At 53.0% G+C, this 22,118-nt stretch carries 14 protein-coding genes; 6 read left to right on the top strand and 8 right to left on the bottom strand.

From position 1 onward, the window contains the following. Nucleotides 1-792 carry an aliphatic sulfonate ABC transporter permease SsuC gene (gene ssuC, locus OGX93_RS08640; protein ID WP_012132983.1) on the top strand — a complete coding sequence of 264 codons (792 nt, stop codon included), beginning with the start codon at nt 1-3 and terminating at the stop codon, nt 790-792. Next, nucleotides 789-1,556, top strand: coding sequence for an aliphatic sulfonates ABC transporter ATP-binding protein (ssuB, locus tag OGX93_RS08635; protein ID WP_104868832.1), 768 nt, complete (start codon nt 789-791; stop codon nt 1,554-1,556). Before ssuC ends, ssuB begins: the two co-directional genes overlap by 4 nt. 72 nt (nt 1,557-1,628) lie before the next feature. On the opposite strand, the gene pepN is transcribed toward ssuB, so the two are convergent. Further along, nucleotides 1,629-4,241: an aminopeptidase N gene (pepN, locus tag OGX93_RS08630; RefSeq protein ID WP_286449303.1), complete on the bottom strand. Its 2,613-nt coding sequence runs from the start codon at nt 4,239-4,241 to the stop codon at nt 1,629-1,631. 214 nt (nt 4,242-4,455) lie between these two features. Then, nucleotides 4,456-5,463 carry a stealth family protein gene (locus tag OGX93_RS08625; protein ID WP_012132987.1) on the bottom strand — a complete coding sequence of 336 codons (1,008 nt, stop codon included), beginning with the start codon at nt 5,461-5,463 and terminating at the stop codon, nt 4,456-4,458. A 685-nt stretch (nt 5,464-6,148) separates the two neighbouring features. Between OGX93_RS08625 and pncB the strand changes: the two genes are divergently transcribed. The 4 genes from pncB to aspC all read left to right on the top strand — a co-directional run bounded on the left by pncB (nt 6,149) and on the right by aspC (nt 12,025). Next, the gene (gene pncB, locus OGX93_RS08620; RefSeq protein ID WP_071258278.1) at nt 6,149-7,351 is read left to right on the top strand and encodes a nicotinate phosphoribosyltransferase; all 1,203 of its coding nucleotides are present in this window, start codon (nt 6,149-6,151) and stop codon (nt 7,349-7,351) included. A 215-nt stretch (nt 7,352-7,566) separates the two neighbouring features. Next, complete coding sequence (gene asnS, locus OGX93_RS08615; RefSeq protein ID WP_114848414.1) at nt 7,567-8,967, top strand: asparagine--tRNA ligase; 1,401 nt, start codon at nt 7,567-7,569, stop codon at nt 8,965-8,967. Between the two features lie 594 nt (nt 8,968-9,561). Then, nucleotides 9,562-10,650 (top strand): porin OmpF, encoded by a 1,089-nt coding sequence (gene ompF / locus OGX93_RS08610; protein ID WP_012132994.1) that lies wholly within the window; start codon nt 9,562-9,564, stop codon nt 10,648-10,650. Between the two features lie 184 nt (nt 10,651-10,834). Further along, on the top strand, nt 10,835-12,025 hold the full coding sequence (aspC, locus tag OGX93_RS08605) for an aspartate transaminase (protein WP_286449304.1): 1,191 nt from the start codon (nt 10,835-10,837) through the stop codon (nt 12,023-12,025). A 73-nt stretch (nt 12,026-12,098) separates the two neighbouring features. Here the strand turns inward: aspC and OGX93_RS08600 are convergent, their stop codons facing one another. The 6 genes from OGX93_RS08600 to mukF form a co-directional block, all read right to left on the bottom strand. Continuing rightward, the gene (locus OGX93_RS08600; protein WP_012132997.1) at nt 12,099-12,746 is read right to left on the bottom strand and encodes an MBL fold metallo-hydrolase; all 648 of its coding nucleotides are present in this window, start codon (nt 12,744-12,746) and stop codon (nt 12,099-12,101) included. Nucleotides 12,747-12,774: 28 nt separating this feature from the next. After that, nucleotides 12,775-13,323: a peptidoglycan L,D-endopeptidase MepK gene (mepK, locus tag OGX93_RS08595; protein ID WP_012132998.1), complete on the bottom strand. Its 549-nt coding sequence runs from the start codon at nt 13,321-13,323 to the stop codon at nt 12,775-12,777. A 180-nt stretch (nt 13,324-13,503) separates the two neighbouring features. Next, entirely contained in the window at nt 13,504-15,366 is a 1,863-nt protein-coding gene (ldtD, locus tag OGX93_RS08590; RefSeq protein ID WP_286449305.1) for a L,D-transpeptidase, read from the bottom strand. Between the two features lie 272 nt (nt 15,367-15,638). Beyond that, nucleotides 15,639-20,108, bottom strand: a complete 4,470-nt coding sequence (mukB, locus tag OGX93_RS08585; RefSeq protein ID WP_286487803.1) for a chromosome partition protein MukB — start codon at nt 20,106-20,108, stop codon at nt 15,639-15,641. Next, nucleotides 20,108-20,812, bottom strand: coding sequence for a chromosome partition protein MukE (gene mukE / locus OGX93_RS08580; RefSeq protein ID WP_024130476.1), 705 nt, complete (start codon nt 20,810-20,812; stop codon nt 20,108-20,110). The genes mukB and mukE overlap by 1 nt, the downstream gene beginning before the upstream one ends. After that, nucleotides 20,793-22,115: a chromosome partition protein MukF gene (gene mukF, locus OGX93_RS08575; protein WP_012133002.1), complete on the bottom strand. Its 1,323-nt coding sequence runs from the start codon at nt 22,113-22,115 to the stop codon at nt 20,793-20,795. Before mukF ends, mukE begins: the two co-directional genes overlap by 20 nt. Between the last annotated feature and the right edge of the window lie 3 nt (nt 22,116-22,118).

Below are 22,118 nucleotides of genomic sequence, written 5' to 3'. Positions count from 1 at the left end.
ATGGCAACGCCCACAAACAAATGGTTATTGCGCGTTGCCCCCTGGTTTTTACCGGTGGGCATCGTGGCGGTCTGGCAAATAGCCTCTTCGATGGGCTGGTTGTCAACCCGCATACTACCCTCTCCTGAAGGGGTGATCGCGGCATTCTGGACACTCTCCGCCAGCGGCGAACTCTGGCAGCATCTGGCCATTAGTTCGTGGCGCGCTTTCATCGGCTTTTCAATTGGCGGTTCTATCGGTCTGACGCTGGGGCTGATCAGCGGTTTGTCGCGGTGGGGAGAACGTCTGCTGGATACTTCAGTACAAATGCTGCGTAACGTGCCGCACCTGGCGCTGATCCCGCTGGTGATTTTATGGTTCGGGATTGATGAAAGCGCGAAGATTTTTCTCGTGGCGCTGGGAACGCTGTTTCCGATTTATATCAATACCTGGCATGGGATTCGTAATATCGATCGGGGGCTGGTGGAGATGGCTCGCAGCTATGGCTTATCCGGCTTCCCGCTGTTTGTGCATGTGATCCTCCCCGGCGCCCTGCCCTCTATTATGGTTGGCGTCCGTTTTGCGCTCGGGTTGATGTGGTTGACGCTGATTGTGGCGGAAACCATTTCGGCGAACGCCGGGATCGGCTATCTGGCGATGAACGCCAGGGAATTCCTGCAAACGGACATCGTCGTGGTCGCGATTATTTTGTATGCCCTGCTCGGTAAACTCGCCGACGTCAGCGCGCAGCTGTTAGAGCGCGTCTGGCTGCGCTGGAATCCTGCTTATTACACGAAAGAGGCAACCGTATGAATACCGCTCGTCTTAATCAGGGAACGCCGCTACTGCTCAACGCGGTAACCAAACAATATGCTGACAACACGGTGCTGAACCAGTTGGATCTGCATATTCCCGCCGGGCAATTTGTGGCGGTGGTTGGACGCAGCGGTGGCGGGAAAAGTACGCTGCTGCGTCTGCTGGCCGGTCTGGAATCCCCTACGGCTGGCGAATTGCTTGCCGGAACAACGCCGCTGGCCGAGATCCAGGACGACACGCGTATGATGTTCCAGGATGCGCGCCTGCTGCCGTGGAAGTCGGTGATCGATAATGTTGGATTGGGTCTGAAAGGCGGCTGGCGGGATGCGGCGCGTCAGGCGCTGGCGGCGGTCGGTCTCGAAAACCGGGCGGCGGAGTGGCCTGCGGCGCTGTCCGGCGGGCAGAAACAGCGTGTCGCGCTGGCCCGCGCGCTGATCCACCGGCCGGGATTATTGCTGCTGGATGAACCTCTCGGCGCGCTGGATGCCCTGACCCGGCTGGAAATGCAGGATTTGATCGTCTCGTTATGGCAAGAGCACGGTTTTACAGTGCTGCTGGTCACGCATGACGTCAGCGAGGCCGTGGCAATGGCCGATCGGGTTCTGTTGATCGAGGACGGGAAAATTGGTCTGGACTTGACGGTGGATATCGCGAGGCCGCGCCGTCTGGGGACGGTACGTTTAGCGGAACTGGAAGCGGAAGTGTTGGGTCGGGTGATGCAACGTGGCGAAAATGAGGCTCTGCTACGCAAGCACGGTTAAAAAATGCCGGATGGCACTGTTGCTTATCCGGCCTACACGTAAATGGTAGGCCGGACGCATCCGGCAATATTATCAGGCTAACGCTTTGGTAATCTTCTCGAACAGATCGCCAGAGAGGTTTTCCAGCCCTTTCAGTTGCTCCAGCGCGGCGCGCATTTTTTCCTGGCGCTTCGCATCGTAACGTTTCAGACGAATCAGCGGTTCAATCAGGCGTGATGCTACCTGTGGGTTACGGCTGTTGAGGTCCGTCAGCATTTCGACCAGGAACTGATAGCCGCTGCCGTCTTCAGCATGAAACGCCGCCGGATTGCTCCCGGCAAATGCGCCAATCAACGAACGAATACGGTTCGGGTTGCTCATACTGAAAGAACGATGCTTCAGGAGGCCACGCACCGTTTCCAGCACGTTATCCGCCGGGCTGGTGGATTGCAGGATAAACCATTTATCCATGACCAGTCCGTCCTGATGCCACTTATCATCATACTCCTGCATCAACGCGTCACGGCACGGCAATTGCGCCGCGACCGCCGCCGACAGCGCCGCCAGCGCATCGGTCATATTATTGGCTTCATGGTACTGCTTGCTCACCAGCGTATCCGCCAGGTGGGTTTCACCAAAGGCCAGGAAGCGCAGGCAGGCATTGCGTAGCGTACGCTTGCCAATGTCGGCGTGTTCAACGCGGTACTCATCAAGATGATTCGCGTTATAGATTGCCAGGAACTCGTCTGCCAGTTCCGCCGCCAGCGTGCGGGTCAACGCTTCGCGGACTTCGGCAATCGCCAGCGGATCGATGATCTCGAACAGTTCCGCGATCTCATTCACCGAAGGCAACGTCAGAATTTCCGCCGCCAGCGCCGGATCAATTTTCTCATCCAGCAGAACCGCCCGGAAGGCATCCGCCACATGTACCGGCAGCGACAGCGGCTGCCCCTGCTGGTGGCGCGCAACGTTCAGCTTAATATACGTCGCCAACAGGCTTTGCGCCGCGTCCCAACGTGAGAAATCATTGCGCGAATGACGCATCAGGAACGTCAGTTGTTGATCGCTCCATTTGTACTCCAGTTTCACCGGCGCGGAGAATTCGCACAGCAGTGCTGGCACCGGCTGGAAATACACATTGTCAAAGACAAAGGTTTGCTCCGCCTGGGTTACATTCAACACGGAATTGACCGGATGACCGCCCTTCTGCAACGGAATAACGTTGCCTTCGTTGTCGTACAGCTCAATCGCGAACGGAATATGCAGCGCTTGCTTTTCTGCCTGATCCGCCGTCGCAGGCGTACGCTGACTAATGGTCAACGTGTACTGTTCCGTTTCCGGGTTATAGTCGTCCCGTACGCTGACAACCGGCGTGCCGGACTGACTGTACCAGCGGCGGAAGTGAGACAAATCGACATTCGACGCATCCTCCATCGCCTGCACAAAGTCATCACAGGTAGCGGCGCTGCCGTCATGACGCTCAAAATAAAGCTGCATCCCTTTCTGGAAATTCGTTTCGCCCAGCAGCGTGTGGATCATGCGAATCACTTCCGCGCCCTTCTCGTAGACGGTCAGGGTGTAGAAGTTGTTCATCTCAATGACCTTATCCGGGCGGATAGGATGCGCCATTGGGCTCGCGTCCTCAGCAAATTGCAGACCGCGCATGGTGCGCACGTTGCTGATGCGGTTCACCGCGCGGGAGCCGAGATCGGAACTGAATTCCTGGTCGCGGAAAACGGTCAGGCCTTCTTTCAGACTCAACTGGAACCAGTCGCGACAGGTAACGCGGTTACCCGTCCAGTTGTGGAAATATTCGTGACCAATAACACGCTCAATGTCGAGATAATCTTTGTCGGTCGCCGTATCGGTGCGGGCCAGCACATATTTGGAGTTAAAGACGTTCAGACCTTTATTCTCCATCGCGCCCATATTGAAGAAGTCCACCGCCACGATCATGTAGATGTCGAGGTCATACTCCAGGCCGAAGCGTTCTTCATCCCATTTCATGGAGTTTTTCAGCGAAGTCATCGCCCACGGCGCACGGTCCAGATTGCCGCGATCAACGTACAGTTCCAGCGCCACCTCCCGGCCAGAACGCGTGATGAAGGTATCGCGCAGTACATCGAAATCGCCCGCCACCAGCGCAAACAGGTAGCAGGGTTTCGGGAACGGGTCCTGCCACTGCACCCAGTGACGGCCATTATCCAGTTCACCCTGCGCAATACGGTTGCCGTTGGAAAGCAGGAACGGATATCTGGATTTATCGGCGATGATTTTGGTGGTAAAACGCGCCAGCACATCCGGGCGGTCGAGATACCAGGTTATGTGGCGGAAACCTTCCGCTTCACACTGCGTACACAGCGCGTCGCCTGACTGGTACAGGCCTTCCAGCGCCGTGTTCGCCGCCGGGCTGATCTCATTCACAATGCGCAGAGTAAAGCGCTCGGGCAGGCTGCCGATCACCAGCTCGCCCTCTTCTTCTTTGTAGTCAGTCCACAGCGCATCGTTTACATGGAGGGATACCAGTCGCAGATCTTCACCGTTCAGTCGAAGGGGCGCGTCAGATGCGCCATGACGGACAGCCTGACTCAGTGCTGTAACGACGGTTTTCTCAGCATCCAGGTCAAAGGTCAAATCAATGTCAGTAATCTGGTAATCCGGGGCACGGTAGTCGTGACGGTATTTGGCTTGTGGCTGTTGTGTCATAAAAAACCTTTAGCATCTTTTGTAGAGTCCCGACTCCAGTCTATTCCTGTTGTCGAAATCGCGCTATGCAGAATGTTCATCTTTTCAGACACAAACACTCTTTTTGCTACATTTTTATAACATAAAGGCATCACGTTTAAAATCACGGAGGCCGTTCAGGCACCCGCCAGCCAAATGAAAACGTCACATCGCCAGTACAATGAGAACCACAGGCTTAAATCTCAAAACTTGATTTATGACCAAGCCTCATTTCAAAGGCATTTCTTAGCGTAGTCGTTACCTTTTCAAAATCGTGTAACTTTTCAGTGTCATTAAAACAGGCCTGCGCGGTGCCATTTGACAGCGTCTTGATGGCCTCGTTTATGTTACTGGACGACAAATTGAAATATACTCCACGCCCTTCCGGGTTCTTAGGATTAAAGTTACCGTGGGCCAGTTGCCAGTACCTGAATAAATACTGCGTTAAACATAATGGCTCTCTGAACCTTTTGCTTGATGATTTTTTCAACAACTCCTCTTCGGCCTGCCATATCTCAGTGAATGTACTTTTCAGGAATGGCTGGGGAAGATGCTTACCGTAGAAGCCTTCAAAATAACTTGCACGGCGGTTCATAAAATTTTTCAACAGACCTTTTTTATAACGTAAGCTATAGTATTTACGTCTGTTTTCTTTGATTATTGTTTTTTTATTAATATGCGTATTTAAAACACTGACATTAAGAAATTCTGACGACCTCATTATGATCTCATCTTTATTTTTAGGTGATTGTTTTTTTATGATGAGGAAGTCATTAGGATAGCCATTATCAAAATAAAAATCTTCCCGCAAAGGAGAGGTAATGAACGTATCGTCATTAAATAAAACAAATTTATTACTGAGATCTTTTATCCGATGAAGATTTAGCTCTATCGTATTAGAGTTGAACGTTGGTAAATATTCCGACGGAATAAACTCATCATGAAAGACAATATTTAATTTTTCATGTTCAACATTGATCCATGACGGAATTTGTCCACAGGTAACCAAATGTACTTTTCTTACCCATGGCGCATATTTTTCGACACATCTGAACCAATATTTAAAGATACCCATATCCCTGAACCGCGCAGGGTGGACGGCTCTCTCACCGTGGCTACCTTTTCCTTTGAACTCAGTAAACTTTTCTTGCCAGGCTACATCGGTTGAATCAACCCATAAAACAACAAAATCAATATCACTCATCGTTTTTATCTCAAATAATCATTGCGCTCATAAAATATAACAAGTCCGAAAGGCTATTTTTAACCCCATCAAGGCAAAGACAAACAAGATGAGCATGGTTAAATTGCCTGACGATGAACCCGTCGGAGCGGTGAGTCGCGCATAAATAATCAGGTAATAAAAGCATCAGCCGGGCACGTTTTCATACCCTTTAAGCCTTTGAGAATAAAGATTCAATATTGATAAGCCCAGGTAATAGAGGGTTTTCCTGGGTTCGAACAGGCTCTGCGATACTTTATCGCGAAAATGATACATGACGGATTCAGATGAAATCAAGGACAGAAGTCATAGAATCGCCCTGTTATCCGGTAATGCAGAATGATTTTTGAAGAAAAAATAAACGATAAGATGATTCTTACGCGTCGATATTTCACGATCTGATCAATTTGATTATTGGGGGCGGGATGAACATTGTCTCCACCAGCCCCTCGGGGCGCGGCATCGGGGGCTAACAGTGATTAAATTCAAAGAGTTAATAGCATACGTTCTACATTTTCATAACACGCGGCACGAAATGCACTCGACCGCAAAGACAGCTTATGTTGTGATCGGGGTTCAATAAATCGCTAAACAAGGTATACTCCAGCGGTTTTCTTAGTTGTTTATTGTACTAAACGCTCCCGTGAGAGGATGCTACTGCGCACCTATGACACAATTCGCTTCTCCTGTTCTGCACTCGTTGCTGGATACAGACGCTTATAAGTTGCATATGCAGCAAGCCGTTTTTCACCACTACTATGATGTGCATGTAGCGGCTGAATTTCGTTGCCGTGGTGACGACCTGCTCGGTATTTACGCCGACGCTATTCGCGAGCAGGTGAATGCAATGCAACACCTGCAACTTCAGGAGGACGAGTTCCAGTGGCTCTCCGGCCTGCCCTTCTTTAAAGCTGATTATCTCAACTGGTTACGTGACTTCCGCTATAACCCGGAACAGGTCTGCGTGACCAACGATAACGGGAAGCTAAACATCCGCTTAACCGGTCCGTGGCGCGAAGTCATCATGTGGGAAGTCCCGCTGTTGGCGGTGATCAGCGAACTGGTGCACCGTTACCGCTCGCCGGAAATGGGTGTGGCGCAGGCGCTTGATGCGCTGGAGAGTAAACTCGTCGATTTCTCTGCATTAACCGCCGATCTCGATATGTCCCGCTTCCATCTGATGGATTTCGGCACCCGTCGCCGTTTCTCTCGCGAAGTGCAGCAGGCCATCGTCAAACGCCTTCAGCAAGAACCGTGGTTTGTCGGCACCAGTAACTACGATCTCGCCCGTCGGCTATCGCTTACGCCTATGGGCACTCAGGCGCATGAATGGTTCCAGGCGCATCAGCAAATCAGCCCGGATCTGGCAACCAGTCAGCGCGCAGCTCTCGCCGCCTGGCTGAATGAATACCCTAACCAGCTCGGTATCGCGCTGACGGACTGCATCACGATGGACGCTTTCTTACGCGACTTCGGAACCGAATTTGCCACGCGTTATCAGGGCTTACGCCACGATTCTGGCGATCCGGTTGAATGGGGTGAAAAAGCCATCGCCCATTACCAGAAGCTGGGCATTGACCCGCTGAGTAAGACGCTGGTCTTCTCAGATAACCTCGATCTGAAGAAAGCAGTCGATCTCTATCGTCACTTCTCTTCACGCGTGCAGTTGAGCTTTGGTATTGGCACCCGTCTGACCTGCGATATCCCGCAGGTGAAGCCGCTCAATATTGTCATCAAGCTGGTGGAATGTAACGGCAAACCGGTCGCCAAATTGTCAGACAGCCCGGGGAAAACAATCTGTCATGACAAAGCTTTTGTGCGTGCATTACGTAAAGCTTTTGACCTTCCTCATATAAAGAAAGCCAGTTAATCATTGTTGGCCGGATAACGCGCTTGCGCCGCTATCCGGTCGACAGAAAGCACGTCTTATCGCGACTTTGCTTCCCTTTTCATGTTTATTTCCGAAATCTTTCGTTCCAGCTGCGAATTCTGCTTGTCTGATTGCAGATGCCAGGTAACATAGGTATCCCCCCAAGCAGGGTGGACAAGTGTTTATTTTTTCCGACTATTAACAGAGAGAATATTATGAGCGTTGTGCCTGTAGCCGACGTACTCCAGGGCCGCGTAGCCGTTGACAGCGAAGTCACCGTGCGCGGATGGGTGCGTACCCGCCGAGATTCAAAAGCTGGCATCTCCTTCCTCGCCGTTTATGACGGTTCCTGCTTTGATCCTGTACAGGCTGTCATTAATAATTCTCTGCCCAATTACAATGAAGACGTATTGCGTCTGACAACCGGCTGCTCGGTTATCGTCACGGGTAAAGTCGTTGCGTCTCCAGGACAAGGGCAAAGTTTTGAAATTCAGGCCACCACGGTTGAAGTAACCGGTTGGGTTGAAGATCCTGATACCTATCCGATGGCGGCAAAACGCCACAGTATCGAATATCTGCGTGAAGTCGCGCACCTGCGTCCGCGCACCAATATGATTGGCGCAGTCGCGCGTGTGCGCCATACGCTGGCGCAAGCGCTGCACCGTTTCTTTGACGAGCAGGGTTTCTTCTGGGTTTCGACGCCGTTGATTACCGCCTCCGATACCGAAGGCGCGGGTGAAATGTTCCGTGTATCAACATTGGATCTGGAAAACCTGCCGCGTAACGACCAGGGCAAAGTCGATTTTGATAAAGACTTCTTCGGTAAAGAGTCCTTCCTGACCGTATCCGGCCAGTTGAACGGCGAAACCTATGCGTGCGCCCTGTCCAAAATCTATACCTTTGGCCCTACATTCCGTGCAGAAAACTCCAACACCAGCCGCCACCTGGCTGAGTTCTGGATGCTGGAGCCGGAAGTCGCCTTTGCCAACCTGAATGACGTAGCTGGCCTTGCCGAAGCGATGCTGAAATATGTCTTCAAAGCCGTACTGGCTGAACGCGCGGATGATATGAAATTCTTCGCCGAGCGTGTCGATAAAGATGCGATTTCTCGTCTGGAACATTTTATTGATGCGGACTTCGCCCAGGTTGATTACACCGATGCGGTCACAATTCTGGAAAACTGCGGTAGGAAATTCGAAAACCCGGTTTACTGGGGTGTGGATCTCTCCTCTGAGCACGAACGCTATCTGGCAGAAGAGCACTTTAAAGCGCCAGTGGTAGTGAAAAACTACCCGAAAGACATTAAAGCGTTTTATATGCGCCTTAACGAAGACGGTAAAACCGTGGCGGCAATGGATGTTCTGGCGCCGGGCATTGGTGAAATCATTGGGGGTTCCCAGCGTGAAGAGCGTCTGGACGTACTGGATGCCCGTATGGCGGAAATGGGCCTGAATAAAGAAGATTACTGGTGGTATCGCGATCTGCGCCGCTACGGTACTGTTCCGCATTCAGGTTTCGGTCTCGGCTTCGAACGTCTGATCGCTTATGTCACCGGCGTGCAAAACGTTCGTGATGTGATTCCGTTCCCGCGTACTCCACGTAACGCCAGTTTCTGATTTTAGAAGGCCAGCTTTGCTGGCCTTTTCTCTCTCAGAATGTCAAGTTTTATGGATAAGAAGTAAACAAATCTAAAAACAAGCCCCTCAACTCCCCCTTCCTGTTACCTGATATTTCATTGCAACATCTCAGTACAAAAAATAATCCCTCCGATCATTGCGGATTAGTTTTTCCTCACCTGATAGCATAATTTTTAATCAATCGCACGGCATTCCAGACGTCTGAAAAAAGTTATCAATCACACCCTCGTTCAATCACATTTGCAGTAAGTGCTATGTTTAGAAAAATTAAACATAAGGAAATCATATAAATAGAAATAAAAATGGGAAATGGTGGCTGAAATTGGCCTGAAATTTGAAGTCGTTCACAAAGCGCCAAAAATAAAACATTTAGTTACACATTTTTTCTTTTTGAAACTAATTCTTTATCTTTGTAGCACTTTCACGGTAGCGAAACGGTGGTTTGAATGGAAAGATGCTTGTCAGACACATAAAGACACCAAACTCTCATCAATAGTTCCGTAAATTTTTATTGACAGAATTTATTGGCGGCAGTGGCAGGTGTCATATAAAAACCAATGAGGGTAATAAATAATGATGAAGCGTAATATCCTGGCAGTGGTAATCCCTGCCCTGCTGGCAGCTGGCGCCGCAAACGCAGCCGAAGTGTACAACAAAGACAGCAACAAGCTGGACATCTACGGTAAAGCGGTAGGGCTGCACTACTTCTCTAAAGACAACGGCAAAAACAGCTACGAAGGTGATGGCGACAAGACCTATGCGCGTCTGGGCTTTAAAGGTGAAACCCAGATCAACGATCAACTGACCGGTTATGGCCAGTGGGAATACCAGTTCCAGGGTAACAACTCTGAAGGCTCTGACGCTCAGTCTGGCAACAAAACCCGTCTGGCATTTGCTGGTCTGAAATTCGGCGATGCGGGTTCTCTGGACTACGGTCGTAACTACGGTATCGTTTACGATGCACTGGGCTACACCGATATGCTGCCAGAGTTTGGTGGTGACACCGCATACAGCGACAACTTCTTCGTTGGCCGTGTTGGCGGTGTGGCAACCTACCGTAACTCCAACTTCTTCGGTCTGGTTGACGGCCTGAACTTCGGCGTTCAGTACCTGGGCAAAAACGAGCGTGACAGCGCCAACCGCTCCAACGGCGACGGCTGGGGTGCATCTCTGAGCTATGAATTCGAAGGCTTTGGTATCGTTGGTGCTTACGGTGCCGCTGACCGTACTAACGCTCAGGAAGCTGCATTCTATGGCAACGGTGAAAAAGCTGAGCAGTGGGCTACTGGCCTGAAATATGACGCCAACAATATCTATCTGGCAGCAAACTATGGCGAAACCCGTAACGCTACCCGTTTCACCAACGGCCTTACTAACAATAGCGGCTTCGCCAACAAAACTCAGGACATCCTGTTAGTTGCTCAGTATCAGTTCGACTTCGGTCTGCGTCCGTCCATCGCTTACACCAAGTCCAAAGCCAAAAACGTTGAAGGCGTGGGTAGCGAAGATCTGGTCAACTACGTAGAAGTTGGCGCGACTTACTACTTCAACAAAAACATGTCCACCTATGTTGACTACATCATCAACCAGATTGATTCTGACAACAAACTGGGCGTAGGCTCTGACGACACGGTTGCTGTAGGTATCGTTTACCAGTTCTAATCAGCAGACCTCTTTGTTAAATGCCTAAAAAACAGGACTTCGGTCCTGTTTTTTTATGTCTGCCAGCAAAATCTGGCGTCTTAAAAAAACACTCAGGCTTTTTGTCACTAACAGTTGGCATTTTGTAAATCTGCCGTTAACCTGATTACGGATTTCCCTTCTGTAACCACAATGGAACCTCGTCATGTTTGAGAACATTACCGCCGCCCCTGCCGACCCTATTCTGGGCCTGGCCGATCTGTTTCGTGTCGATGACCGTCCCGGAAAAATTAACCTTGGTATCGGTGTCTATAAAGATGAGACAGGCAAAACGCCGGTGTTAACCAGCGTTAAAAAAGCCGAGCAGTATTTACTGGAAAATGAAACCACCAAAAACTATCTCGGTATTGATGGTATTCCAGAATTCGGCCGTTGCACGCAGGAATTACTGTTTGGCAAAGGTAGCGCGCTGATCAATGACAAACGCGCTCGCACCGCGCAAACGCCAGGCGGTACTGGCGCGCTCCGTGTTGCCGCGGACTTCCTGGCAAAAAATACGGCGGCAAAACGCGTGTGGGTAAGTAATCCAAGCTGGCCAAACCATAAGGGCGTGTTTAATTCTGCCGGTCTGGAAGTGTGCGAATACGCTTATTACGATGCAGAAAACCACGCGCTTGATTTCGATGCCTTGCTGGCAAGCCTCAATAACGCGCAGGCTGGTGACGTCGTTCTGTTCCATGGCTGCTGCCATAACCCAACCGGTATCGATCCGACGCTGGAACAGTGGCAAACGCTGGCTCAGCTTTCTGTCGAAAAAGGCTGGCTGCCGCTGTTTGACTTCGCCTATCAGGGTTTTGCTCGCGGTCTGGAAGAGGACGCGGAAGGTCTGCGTGCGTTCGCAGCGCTGCATAAAGAGCTGATCGTCGCCAGTTCCTACTCTAAAAACTTTGGCCTGTATAACGAGCGTGTCGGTGCCTGTACGCTGGTTGCCGCAGATGCGGAAACCGTTGACCGCGCATTCAGCCAGATGAAATCTGCCATTCGCGCCAACTACTCTAACCCTCCGGCACACGGCGCATCCGTTGTAGCGACTATCCTGAGCAACGATGCCCTGCGTGCTATCTGGGAACAGGAACTGACCGATATGCGCCAGCGTATTCAGCGCATGCGTCTGTTGTTCGTCAATACGTTGCAGGAAAAAGGCGCAGATCGCGATTTCAGCTTTATCACCAAACAGAATGGCATGTTCTCATTCAGCGGCCTGACGAAAGAGCAGGTACTGCGTCTGCGTGAAGAGTTTGGCGTATATGCGGTGGCTTCTGGTCGCGTCAACGTGGCTGGAATGACGCCGGATAACATGGCTCCGCTGTGCGAAGCCATTGTCGCCGTACTGTAAGTATCATAGCGCCAGGTAGTGCCTGGCGCTTACCCGGTCTACAGTGGTTTCCCATTGCAGACCGGACAAGAATTTACCAGACCGGCATTTCATCTTGCAGGAACGGGTTATGCAGCCGCTCATGGCCAAGCGTCGACATCGGCCCATGACCCGAAATAAACGTCACATCATCGCCCAACGGCAATAATTTACGCTTGATCGAATCAATCAGCTGAGCGTGATCGCCACGCGGGAAATCGCTGCGCCCAACGCCGCCTTTGAAGATCACGTCACCGGAAATCAGTAGCCGTGAAGACTCATCAAAGAAGACGATATGGCCCGGCGTATGCCCAGGACAATGCAACACCTGTAAAGTCACATTCCCTACGCTAATACGATCTCCTTCATTCAGCCAACGGTCAGGCGTCAGCGGCTGACACTCTTCCAGACCAAACATGCGACTTTGCGCCGGTAAACCCTGTAGCCAGAACTCATCTTCTTTTTCCGGGCCGATCACTGGCACGCCATAATGCTTCGCCAGTTCCGCCGCCGCGCCAACATGATCGAGATGACCGTGCGTAAGCAGGATCTGCATCAACGTCACGCCGCTGGCGTCCACTTCCTGTTTGATGGTCTGTGCGTCGCCGCCGGGATCGACCAGCGCGGCCAGACGGGTTTGCTCACACCAGATCAATGAACAGTTCTGGGAGAATGCGGTGACCGGAATAATACGATAGTTCATACTGCTCCTGTTTCGTTAAGTCTGCGGATCACCAGTGCCGTGCCGGCCCGGTGTCAATATGCACAAAGTTACTGCGTGGGTAGTATCCTACACCACCTGCGCGCATAGATAACGCAGCTTTGCGAATATTACTTAACGAAACGCCTTCAATATGGAAATCCATCGCCTGCCCTTTCGTGTGGTAGCTTTTTTTCGCCACTCCACGACTGTGCGCACGCAGTTCGTTATTGGTATCCAGTGAGCGGTAACCCGAGATGAGCTGTACGGGCTTACGGGTGCCTAAAAGGCCTTGCAGGCGGAAGAGCTGATCGAACAATCCTGGGTCGATGGCTTTCACTTTATTCGCGCGAAAATCACGGAAAAAATGGTTTAGTTTTGCTAATTCATCCTGAATATAGGCTCTTCCGTCGAAAAACTCCGCTTTAATTGACTCTCCGGTATGGAGGTTGTTCAGTGTCAAAATACGCGGACGTGGGGTGGAGAGTGTGGCAAATGCTGGCGTAGGCAAGATGGCGGCGCCGAGAGCAACGCCACCAAACGCCAGCAACTTGCGGCGATTAGCGTCAAATTTGTCCATGATAATCAGGTCTACAGGTAAATGTTTTCGTTAATATGCACTTCTGGCGCACGAGGGGCACCTTAACTGGCAAAAAAGCCGACGTCAAGGTGGCCCATCCCCAGCAACGGCGGGGCTTGCAGCGAATCAGCCCTGCCGATGACCAATATTACGACAACAGATTTATCAGAACTTCTTCATTTACCTGATTAATTGTTCTGCTTTTGACACAATTTGTGCGCTGGATCGCGCAGTCAGATCATAATTGTAAATATCTGTACGATACTGAGTGCGTCCGTCTGCTCCCACAAACGCCGTCAGGTAATACAGATTCACCGGAATATTCTGACGGATGTTGACGTACCGGGTATCACCTTGCTTCAGCGCATCCGAAATCCGCGTATCGTTCCAGCCTGCATCCTGAAGCAGCATATTTGCCAACTCAGAGGCCTTATTCACACGCACGCAGCCGGAACTGAGCGCTCGCGTATCTTTCTGGAACAGATTGTGATTCGGCGTATCGTGCAGATAAATCGCGTCTGAACTTGGCATATTAAATTTGTAACGCCCCAGCGAGTTGTGCGCGCCCGGCGCCTGCTGGAAGCGGAACGGCAGGTTCGATGGCGTAATGGTCGACCAGTCCACCTGCCACGGGTTAATCGTCTCTTTGCTGTTCCAGCCGCGCATAACGGTATAACCGTGGCGTTCCAGATACCCCGGATCATTCCAGACTTTGGGCAGAATATCTTTTCGGGCCAGCGTTGGCGGCACATTCCAGGGCGGATTCACCACCACGTTATTAAGCGCGCTGCTCATCATTGGCGTTTTCCGATCGGGGCGGCCAACAATCACCCGGGAAGCCAACACCTGATTGCCGTTCTGGTAATAAACCAGCGAATAGGCCGGAATATTGACCATAATGCCCGTTGATAATTCTCCTGGCAGTAAACGCAAACGCTGAATATTCAGCGCCAGTACCCCTGCACGTTGCGCAGGCGTCACATTCAGCCATTCGCGCGTCACCGGGCCGACAGCGCCATCCGCTCCCAGTCCTTGCCAGGTCTGAAAACGTTTCACCGCATCAACAAGCTCACGATCATAAGCCGCACGGACTGCCGGAGCGGATTGGCTGCGCTGAGTGGATTGCCGGGCGACAGGTTTCACGGCGGCAGGCTCCACTGCGACGGCAGAAGGGCTGACAACCACATCGGCCGCCACGTCATCCCCCGGGAGCGCTATCTTAGGCCCGCCTTCCAGCATACCGGTGCGCTGTAAAATCTCACGCAGCGCAGGCACATCATTGCTCCACTGACCAGGACGCAACGTCGCGGTACTGGTCAACTGTGGCCAGGGACGAGCGTCGCTAACCAGCTTTTTCAGTGAATCATGCAGCGCGGCGTATTGCGGATGCTGTGGCGCAAGGCTGGCGACAAACGTCGTCAGTTGACCGTTGTCCAGCGCAACCTGCCACTGGTTGATCACCGAAAGCGGCGGTGTTGCCAGCGCATAAGGTTTGTCGCTGTACAGCCAGCGCGTCCCTTTTACGGGAATATTGGCGATGAAATGGAGATAGCCCATCATGGCGTCGGATAAAACAGCATCTCGCGCCAGACCGGTGACTGACGGGTCGGTCAGCAGCGCGACCCAGGTGGTAAATTGCGGCTGGAACCCGGCGATGGCCACTTCCGCCAGCTGCTGCTGAAACGCTTTCACCGCATCGCGATTTTCCCACATTGGTTGCATATCGCGGGCGGCATACAGCAGTTCCAGTTGATTCAGATAAACCGGCGTATAACCAGAAGGAAGTTGCGATTGTAATTCAGCCCGGGCTTTCTCCGCAGAGATCCCATCCGGCAGCGGCTGAATCCCCGCCATTACCGCTGTCGCAGGCGATTGCGCTTGCGGCTGTGACAACGCGGTAGGCTGTTCGCTGACGGTCGCTGAGCTGTCGCCAGGAATCATTTCAGGCTCATCGGCCTGCACACTGAACAGTGGAGCAAATGTTACGGCCAGGCATAAACTGATTGCCGACAGCCGACGACTACAAATTTTGTTAAGCAACATCCCTTGCCCCCTGTTTCTTTATCATACTTTGAATAGCCAGGTTGCCCGCTCACATTGGGTAAAAACCTGAAAACGCCAATACCTTCTGAAGTATGACGAGCAAGCCTGCTTACTCGTCAGGCTTACCTTCAGTATATAAACATCAAAAAGGTTTTGCCTAACCTAATGTAAAGAAGTTTAAAGAAAAAGCACCTGGTGTAAGGTGCTTTTCAGACTTCTATTGATCGATTTTATGATGAAAAAAGACGGCGCGAAGGCCGTCTTCATCTTACTTACCCGGCGGCCTGCGACGAAGCATCTTCGGTGCCGGTGCCAGGTAGCGTCTCCGGCAGTTGTGGGGCGAAGCCACGCAGTCCGACCACATGAACGTGTTCGGTATTGTGGAAAACCTTACGCACCAGCTTATAGGTGGTGCCTTTCTCAGGGCTGATGTTTTCCGGCGCAGCGATGATAAGCTGCATTTGCAGACGTTCGCACAGTTCGAACAGCGTCGCGATGGAACGCGCATCCAGACGCGCAGCCTCATCAAGGAACAGCAGGCGGCATGGGGAGATATCTTTTCCGCGCAAGCGGCGGCCTTCGTCTTCCCAGCTTTGTACTACCATCACCAGAATGGACATCCCGGTACCAATCGCTTCACCGGTAGACAGCGCGCCGGACTCCGCACGCAGCCAGCCGTCTGAACCACGGTTGACCTCGACTTCCATCTCCAGATAGTTACGGTAATCCAGAAGCTCCTCGCCAATGGTCTGCGGCGTACGCTGCCCCATATCAATCTGCGGATTCAGGCGCTGATACAGCTTCGCCAGCGCTTCAGAGAAGGTCAGGCGGTTGCTGTTAAACAGATCCTGATGCTGCTCATGCTGTTCGGAAAGAACATCCAGCAAGGTCGCATGCGTTTCCCGCACGTTAACGTTGAGACGCACGCTGTTCACCTGACCGAACGAGACGTTTTGCAGCCCCTGGTTCAGCATACGAATACGGTTTTGTTCGCGCTGAATCGTCTTACGAATAATGTTCGCCACGCTGCGCGAGCTGATCGCCAGCTTCTGTTCGCGGGAGGTTAGCTCTTCCGTCAGGCGACTCAACTCAATTTCCATCTGTTCGATGGCCTCAACCGGGTCATCGGTACGGATGATATCCTGGCGAATACGCTCCCGCAGATGCTGGTAAACCGCCACGAAGAACTGGATCTTACGTTCCGGTCGTTTTGGATCTTCCGACATACGTAATACATCACGCAGGTGTTCATTATCCGCCACCGCCAGACGCAACGCACCCAACGCCTTATCCGACATGGAGCGAAGTTCATCTGCCGACAGATAAGCCAACTCGCGACGATGCAGACGGCGCTCTACCCCGTTATCTTTCACCATCCGCATCACCGCGCACCACCCGGCTTTCGCGGTGACCACCTGCTCGCGCATTTCATGATAATCGCGTTCCAGCTTGCGCAGTCTGCGGGTCAGGTTATCCATTTCTGCTTCACAGAAGGTCAGCGCTTTTTCCAGCTGGTTACGACGTGAGCGGTTATTGCTCAGTTGCGTATGCAGTTCGTCACGGCGGATACGCGCGCGCTCTTCCGAACCGCTGTCGGCACGCACGCCGATATCCTGTAATTCACGTTGCAGGTCGCCCAGCAGCTCTTTCTTGGTGTCATACGAGCTTTTCAGTGAGGCCAGAACCTGATTGTACTGGCTGAGTTGCGCGGCATGACCGCGTAACGCTTCACGGGCACGGGTACGCTCGGCTTCCGCCTGTTCCAGACGCTGACGCAGTTTTTCGTTCAGATCGCTGTTGCCGCTCAGCATTTCGGCCGAGTCGGAATAGCTGAAGTGCGCCCGACGCTGTACGACCTCGGTCAGCGCAAAAGCCTGCTGACGCGCATCCCGCTGCATTTGCTGGGAGTATGCGTAATCTTCTTTCAGTTGCTCAAACTGTTCGGGATCGTTTTGCAGAACCGAGACGATCGGCTCCAGTTTGGCTAACTGATTACCGTGTTGCTGTATAAAACGCGCCGCTTCCTGCGCATCATCCAGACGTTCCTGAATTTCATCCACGCGGTCAGCCAGCGTGTCGTCCGCCAGCAGGTTCAGGCGCGGCAGTAAGCGGTTCAGAGCGGAGACGCCCTCTTTCGCCTGTTCAAACTGAATACGCTGCTGCTGGTTGTCGTTTTCATGCGTAGCCAGCGCGCGTTCCAGTTCAACGCGACGGCCATTCAATTGGCGAATTTCCGCTTCCGGGTCGGCCTCAAACGCGACCGCCAGATGGCTGCCGATAAAACGACTGAACGCCTGATGCAGACGCTGAGTTTTCTGCACGTCGAAGGACAACGTCGCAAAGCGTTCAGACAGCCCTTCGCGCTCAGCATGCAGACTTTCAATACGGTTTTCACGCGCGGCGCGACCAAAGATCGGCACCGTCGGGAAACGGGAATAACGCCACTGACGCTCGGCGGTTTTCACCACCACCGCGTTTTCCAGCTCATCAACGCTGAAGACGCTGTCATCGAACGACTGCGGGTCCCCTTCGATGAAATAGAGATCTTCCGGGCAATCCGTCAGCCCTTCAAGCTGTTCGGCGATCAGCGACAGATCCGGCACCACGATAGCATGACGGGACGGGCCGTACAGCGCGGAGAAGTACGGCGCGTCTTCGAAGCTGACGTCATCATAGATTTCCGACAGCAACACGCCGCCAAAACGCTCCGCCAGCGCGTTCAGACGCGAGTCTTCCGAGCCGCCCGGCTGGCTTAAACGTTCAATCTCTTCGTCAACCGCGTTCTTACGCGCGCCAACTTCGTCGCGCTCTACAATCGCTTCACGCTCGCGCTCCAGCAACTGTTGCAGATACTCGGTTACATCCTGGCTGGAGGTAAACTCTTCGCCGCTCTGTTCGCACAGCTGATTCAGACTGTTTTGCGCCGCCAGCCAGATCGGGGCGCGCTGCATTAAGTGCTGAATGCGGGACTGGAGTTGCTCCTGCTCCTGACGCAGCGTCATACGCTGTTCATGGGCGTTAGAAACGCTATCCGACAGGGCGGCGATGCGGGCTTCCAGCTCCTGGTGCAGCGCTTCCAGCTCATCAATGTCGAAATGTTTGCCCTGACGTTTACAGAATTCCGCCAGCAGGCGTTCAGCTTCCTGCTGTTCGCGCAGACGCTGTTCCAGTTCACTCAGACGCATACGCAGCGGCTGAACCTGCTCCGCCAGGTGACGCTGTTCCACGCCTTCGCGCAGCAGGTCGCGCGCCACGCTCCAGGCTTCATTACGCGCCAGCGGGCCATTAATGGCGGCCACCAGCTGATATGCCTGTTCAAACTGACTGTGCGCGGTTTGCGCCACGCTCATTTTCTGTTCCAGCGAAAGCAGTTTTTCCGTTGCTTCCTGCTCTTTCGCCTGGAACGTCTCCAGCCATTCTGCGGCGCTGTCCGCCGTCAGGTCAGGCAGATGACAAAGCGCTTTGGCGCGGTCGAGCGCCTGGATCGCCTGGTTGTACTGAATCGCGCGCGTCTGCTGCACATCCAGCGCCTGCTGATAGTCCGCCAGTTGGCTTTTCAGTTCATCCACTTCCAGCTCGGCGGCTTCCGCACGGGCTTCGTTCTCTTCCTGCATGTCGGCGGCTTCAGCCACCACTTCATTTTGCTCTTCGAGACGAATTTGCAGCTCATCGAGATCCGCTTCATAGCGCTCGATCTTCTCCTGCTGGCGCAGCGCGGTCTGCACCAGGTTCAGGTGGTCGCTGGCGGCCTGGTAATCCGCTTCCAGATCCCCTTCCGCACCGTTGTGCTCGCCCAGTTCACGCGCCATATCCACGTGTTTGAACTGTTCCGCCGCCAGTTGCTTACGCGATGTGTACAGCTCGCGACGAAACTCCAGCGCTTTATCCAGATGAACCCGGCGTTCGTTGGCGTGGCGCATGTAGTCCGCCGCCACGTAGTTAGTGGCTTCGCTAATCAAATGCTTGAACAGGCCACGATCCGACTGGGTTACGCGGATCGCTTCCAGCGTCATACGGTTTTCACGCAGCGCGGCTTCCATATCCTGGAACGCTTTACGCACGCCGCTATTTTCCGGCAGCAGGTAGTCACGCAGGGAACGAGTAATCGCGCTGGAGATCCCGCCGTACAGCGAGGCTTCAATCAGACGATAGAACTTGCTGCGATCGGACGCAGAACGCAGACGGCGGGCAATGATGCCCAGATCGAACATCAGCGAGTGATAATCGGTGATCGAGTTAAACTGCTTAAACTGCACGCCTTCCATCGCATCGAGCTTCTCTTTCAGCTCCGCGAGGGTCAACACGCGCGCCTGGCGCTCGTTCAGCGTTTCCGTCACCAACTGCGTCGGCTGCACCGACATCGGCAAGCCCTGAATGGCAAACGGTTTGATATCAACTTTGCGATCGCGTCCGGCGACCTGCTGCAAACGTACGCCCACCACAACACGCTGATGGCGAGAATTGAGGACGTCGAGCATGGAATAACAGACGCCCGCTTTCAGCTTACCGTGCAGGCCTTTATCGCGCGATCCGCTGGTGGCCCCGGCTTCCGTGGTGTTACGGAAATGCAGTAAGGTTAAGTCCGGGATCAGCGCCGTGACGAACGCCGCCATCGTGGTGGATTTACCGGCGCCGTTCCCGCCGGACAGCGTGGTGACCAGCTCATCGAGGTCAAAGGTGCGGGCAAAAAAGCCGTTCCAGTTAATCAGCGTTAGTGAGCGAAATTTACCGCGTTCAATCATTATTCTTCCTCTCCACTGTCCGGCTGATTCTCTTCGGTCTCATCGTTGAGTTGCAGGTGATTTTCAACCGGCATGGCTTCCCCATCGCGGATTAAGCGACGCTGCGCTTCACGCGGATCGTCACCGGTACGCACATCCGCGCCAAAGCGGAACACCGATTCCGTGATACGGAATTTGCTGCTGTCATGGCCCATAAACCACACCATCCCTAAGCGACGCAGACGGTTTAACGACGAGCGCACCTTCTCCTGTAGTTTCTGACGATCCACGTCAGACCCCGTTGAGCGGTTGTTGACCAGTTTCAGCAATTTGGCTTCGTCTGTCAGGGCGAGCAGCTCATCGTACAGTTCCTGCTGGGTAAAAATCCCCTCATTTGCCAACCGCTCCGGGCTGAGATAGAGGTAACAGAGGATTTTACCCACCATCATGTCCAGTTCAGACAAGACGGAGCGCGGGATAATCGTCGTGGAACGCGGGCGCAGGTAGAAAAAACCCTCCGGCGCGCGAATCAGTTCGACGTTATAGCGACTGTAAAACTCTTCCAGATACTCCTGGAAATCCATCAGGAAGGCATGATTATCCAGCTCATCCAGACCGATATGTCTGCCGGAGCGTAATGCGCTATCCAGCGCCGGAAATAACGGGTTTGCCAGCGCCTGCGCCAGCTTAACCGGCATCACTTGTTCAATATTTGTCAATGACATGCGCCTGTACCTTGGCTCCGTAATCATTAATCGGCTGCCATTTGGCTGGCAGTCCGGTGAAGTCTGCTTGCGCTACGCCAAGACGTACCGCCTGATCGATAACAATACGCGCCACGTCGAAGTGACGCGCTCGTGGGTATTGCGCCAGATATTCGCGCACTACCAGGCCGAGATCCAGTGGGGCTTGTCTGGATTTATAGATAGCCAGCTGTTCTTCGATAATCGCCGCCAGTTGTTCGCGGATCTCGTTAAATTCTTCATATTCCAGATCCGGCGGCAGTTCGCCGGTCACCTCTTCATCGCGCAGCGCCATCTCTTCATCGCGCATATCCAGCAGACGATCGGCGTTGGCATAGGTCAGCGCCCACGGCTCATCAAAATAGCCCTGGATGGACTGGCGCAGTCGCTGGGCAAAGACGCGGTTTTTATCCATATCAATCGCAGTACGGATAAATTTGTGTACGTGTCGGTCATAGCCAATCCACAGGTCGATGGATTGCTGACCCCAGCTAATAATGCGGTCGAGTTTGCTTTGCAGATCGAACACCAGACGATCCACAAAATGCAGGTCGTCATGCGCCATCGTGGCGTCCTGGATGCGTAACAGATTAGCCTGCAATTTATCGCCAGCCGCTTCGAGCGTATCCTGCAACTCACGCAGCGTGCCGGATGTTTCAGAAAGCAGCAGTTCGCAACTCGAAATCGCCGCGCGCCAGTCTTTGTTCAGCAACTGCGCAATGTCGTCTTTTACCTGCTGCTGCTGCTCATCCATGATGCGCTGGGTCAGGTCGATGCTGTCGAAAATTTCCGCGACCGAATATTTCAGCGGCGCATAAACGTTGCGATGCCAGTGAAATTCGTCGCCGCCCTCATCTGCCGCATCCGCCGCCCGCTTCAGTTCACCCGCGACAATGGATAGCTGCATGGAAAGGCGCAACGTGGAAAACTCACGCTGGCGGATGTAGTAATCGGTAATGCCAATCCCGAGCGGCGTCAGGCGATAAATGGCGTTGCCTTCCGCTTGCTCGCTGGTAAAGCGGTTCAGCAGACGTTGACGTACCATATCGTTGATCGCGTTGTTGGCGCGCACGCCGATGGTTTCGCTGGTTTGCTCAAACGCATCACTGACATGGCGGAACGCATCCACCAGTTCGCCTTCACTCATCTCCCCGTCCAGGCGCTCGCCGTTCAGCGTGGCTACCGCCAGCAGGAACGAAAGTCGATCTACCGGCAGAGAGATGGAAAAGTCATTTTTTCTGGCCCAGGCAACCAGTTCGGGGACTGTCTGGGAAAATTCACTCATAAG

The sequence above is a fragment of the Citrobacter sp. CK195 genome (genome assembly GCF_030333365.1).
Lineage (GTDB): Bacteria > Pseudomonadota > Gammaproteobacteria > Enterobacterales > Enterobacteriaceae > Citrobacter_B > Citrobacter_B koseri.
This window is presented reverse-complemented; position numbering and strand designations above follow the sequence as displayed.

Excerpts from the sequence above, each read along its gene's own strand:
- ssuC (WP_012132983.1), top strand. The coding sequence starts at position 1 with ATGGCAACGCCCACAAACAAATGGTTATTGCGCGTTGCCCCCTGGTTT.
- ssuB (WP_104868832.1), top strand. The coding sequence starts at position 789 with ATGAATACCGCTCGTCTTAATCAGGGAACGCCGCTACTGCTCAACGCG.
- pepN (WP_286449303.1), bottom strand. The coding sequence starts at position 4,241 with ATGACACAACAGCCACAAGCCAAATACCGTCACGACTACCGTGCCCCG.
- OGX93_RS08625 (WP_012132987.1), bottom strand. The coding sequence starts at position 5,463 with ATGAGTGATATTGATTTTGTTGTTTTATGGGTTGATTCAACCGATGTA.
- pncB (WP_071258278.1), top strand. The coding sequence starts at position 6,149 with ATGACACAATTCGCTTCTCCTGTTCTGCACTCGTTGCTGGATACAGAC.
- asnS (WP_114848414.1), top strand. The coding sequence starts at position 7,567 with ATGAGCGTTGTGCCTGTAGCCGACGTACTCCAGGGCCGCGTAGCCGTT.
- ompF (WP_012132994.1), top strand. The coding sequence starts at position 9,562 with ATGATGAAGCGTAATATCCTGGCAGTGGTAATCCCTGCCCTGCTGGCA.
- aspC (WP_286449304.1), top strand. The coding sequence starts at position 10,835 with ATGTTTGAGAACATTACCGCCGCCCCTGCCGACCCTATTCTGGGCCTG.
- OGX93_RS08600 (WP_012132997.1), bottom strand. The coding sequence starts at position 12,746 with ATGAACTATCGTATTATTCCGGTCACCGCATTCTCCCAGAACTGTTCA.
- mepK (WP_012132998.1), bottom strand. The coding sequence starts at position 13,323 with ATGGACAAATTTGACGCTAATCGCCGCAAGTTGCTGGCGTTTGGTGGC.
- ldtD (WP_286449305.1), bottom strand. The coding sequence starts at position 15,366 with ATGTTGCTTAACAAAATTTGTAGTCGTCGGCTGTCGGCAATCAGTTTA.
- mukB (WP_286487803.1), bottom strand. The coding sequence starts at position 20,108 with ATGATTGAACGCGGTAAATTTCGCTCACTAACGCTGATTAACTGGAAC.
- mukE (WP_024130476.1), bottom strand. The coding sequence starts at position 20,812 with ATGTCATTGACAAATATTGAACAAGTGATGCCGGTTAAGCTGGCGCAG.
- mukF (WP_012133002.1), bottom strand. The coding sequence starts at position 22,115 with ATGAGTGAATTTTCCCAGACAGTCCCCGAACTGGTTGCCTGGGCCAGA.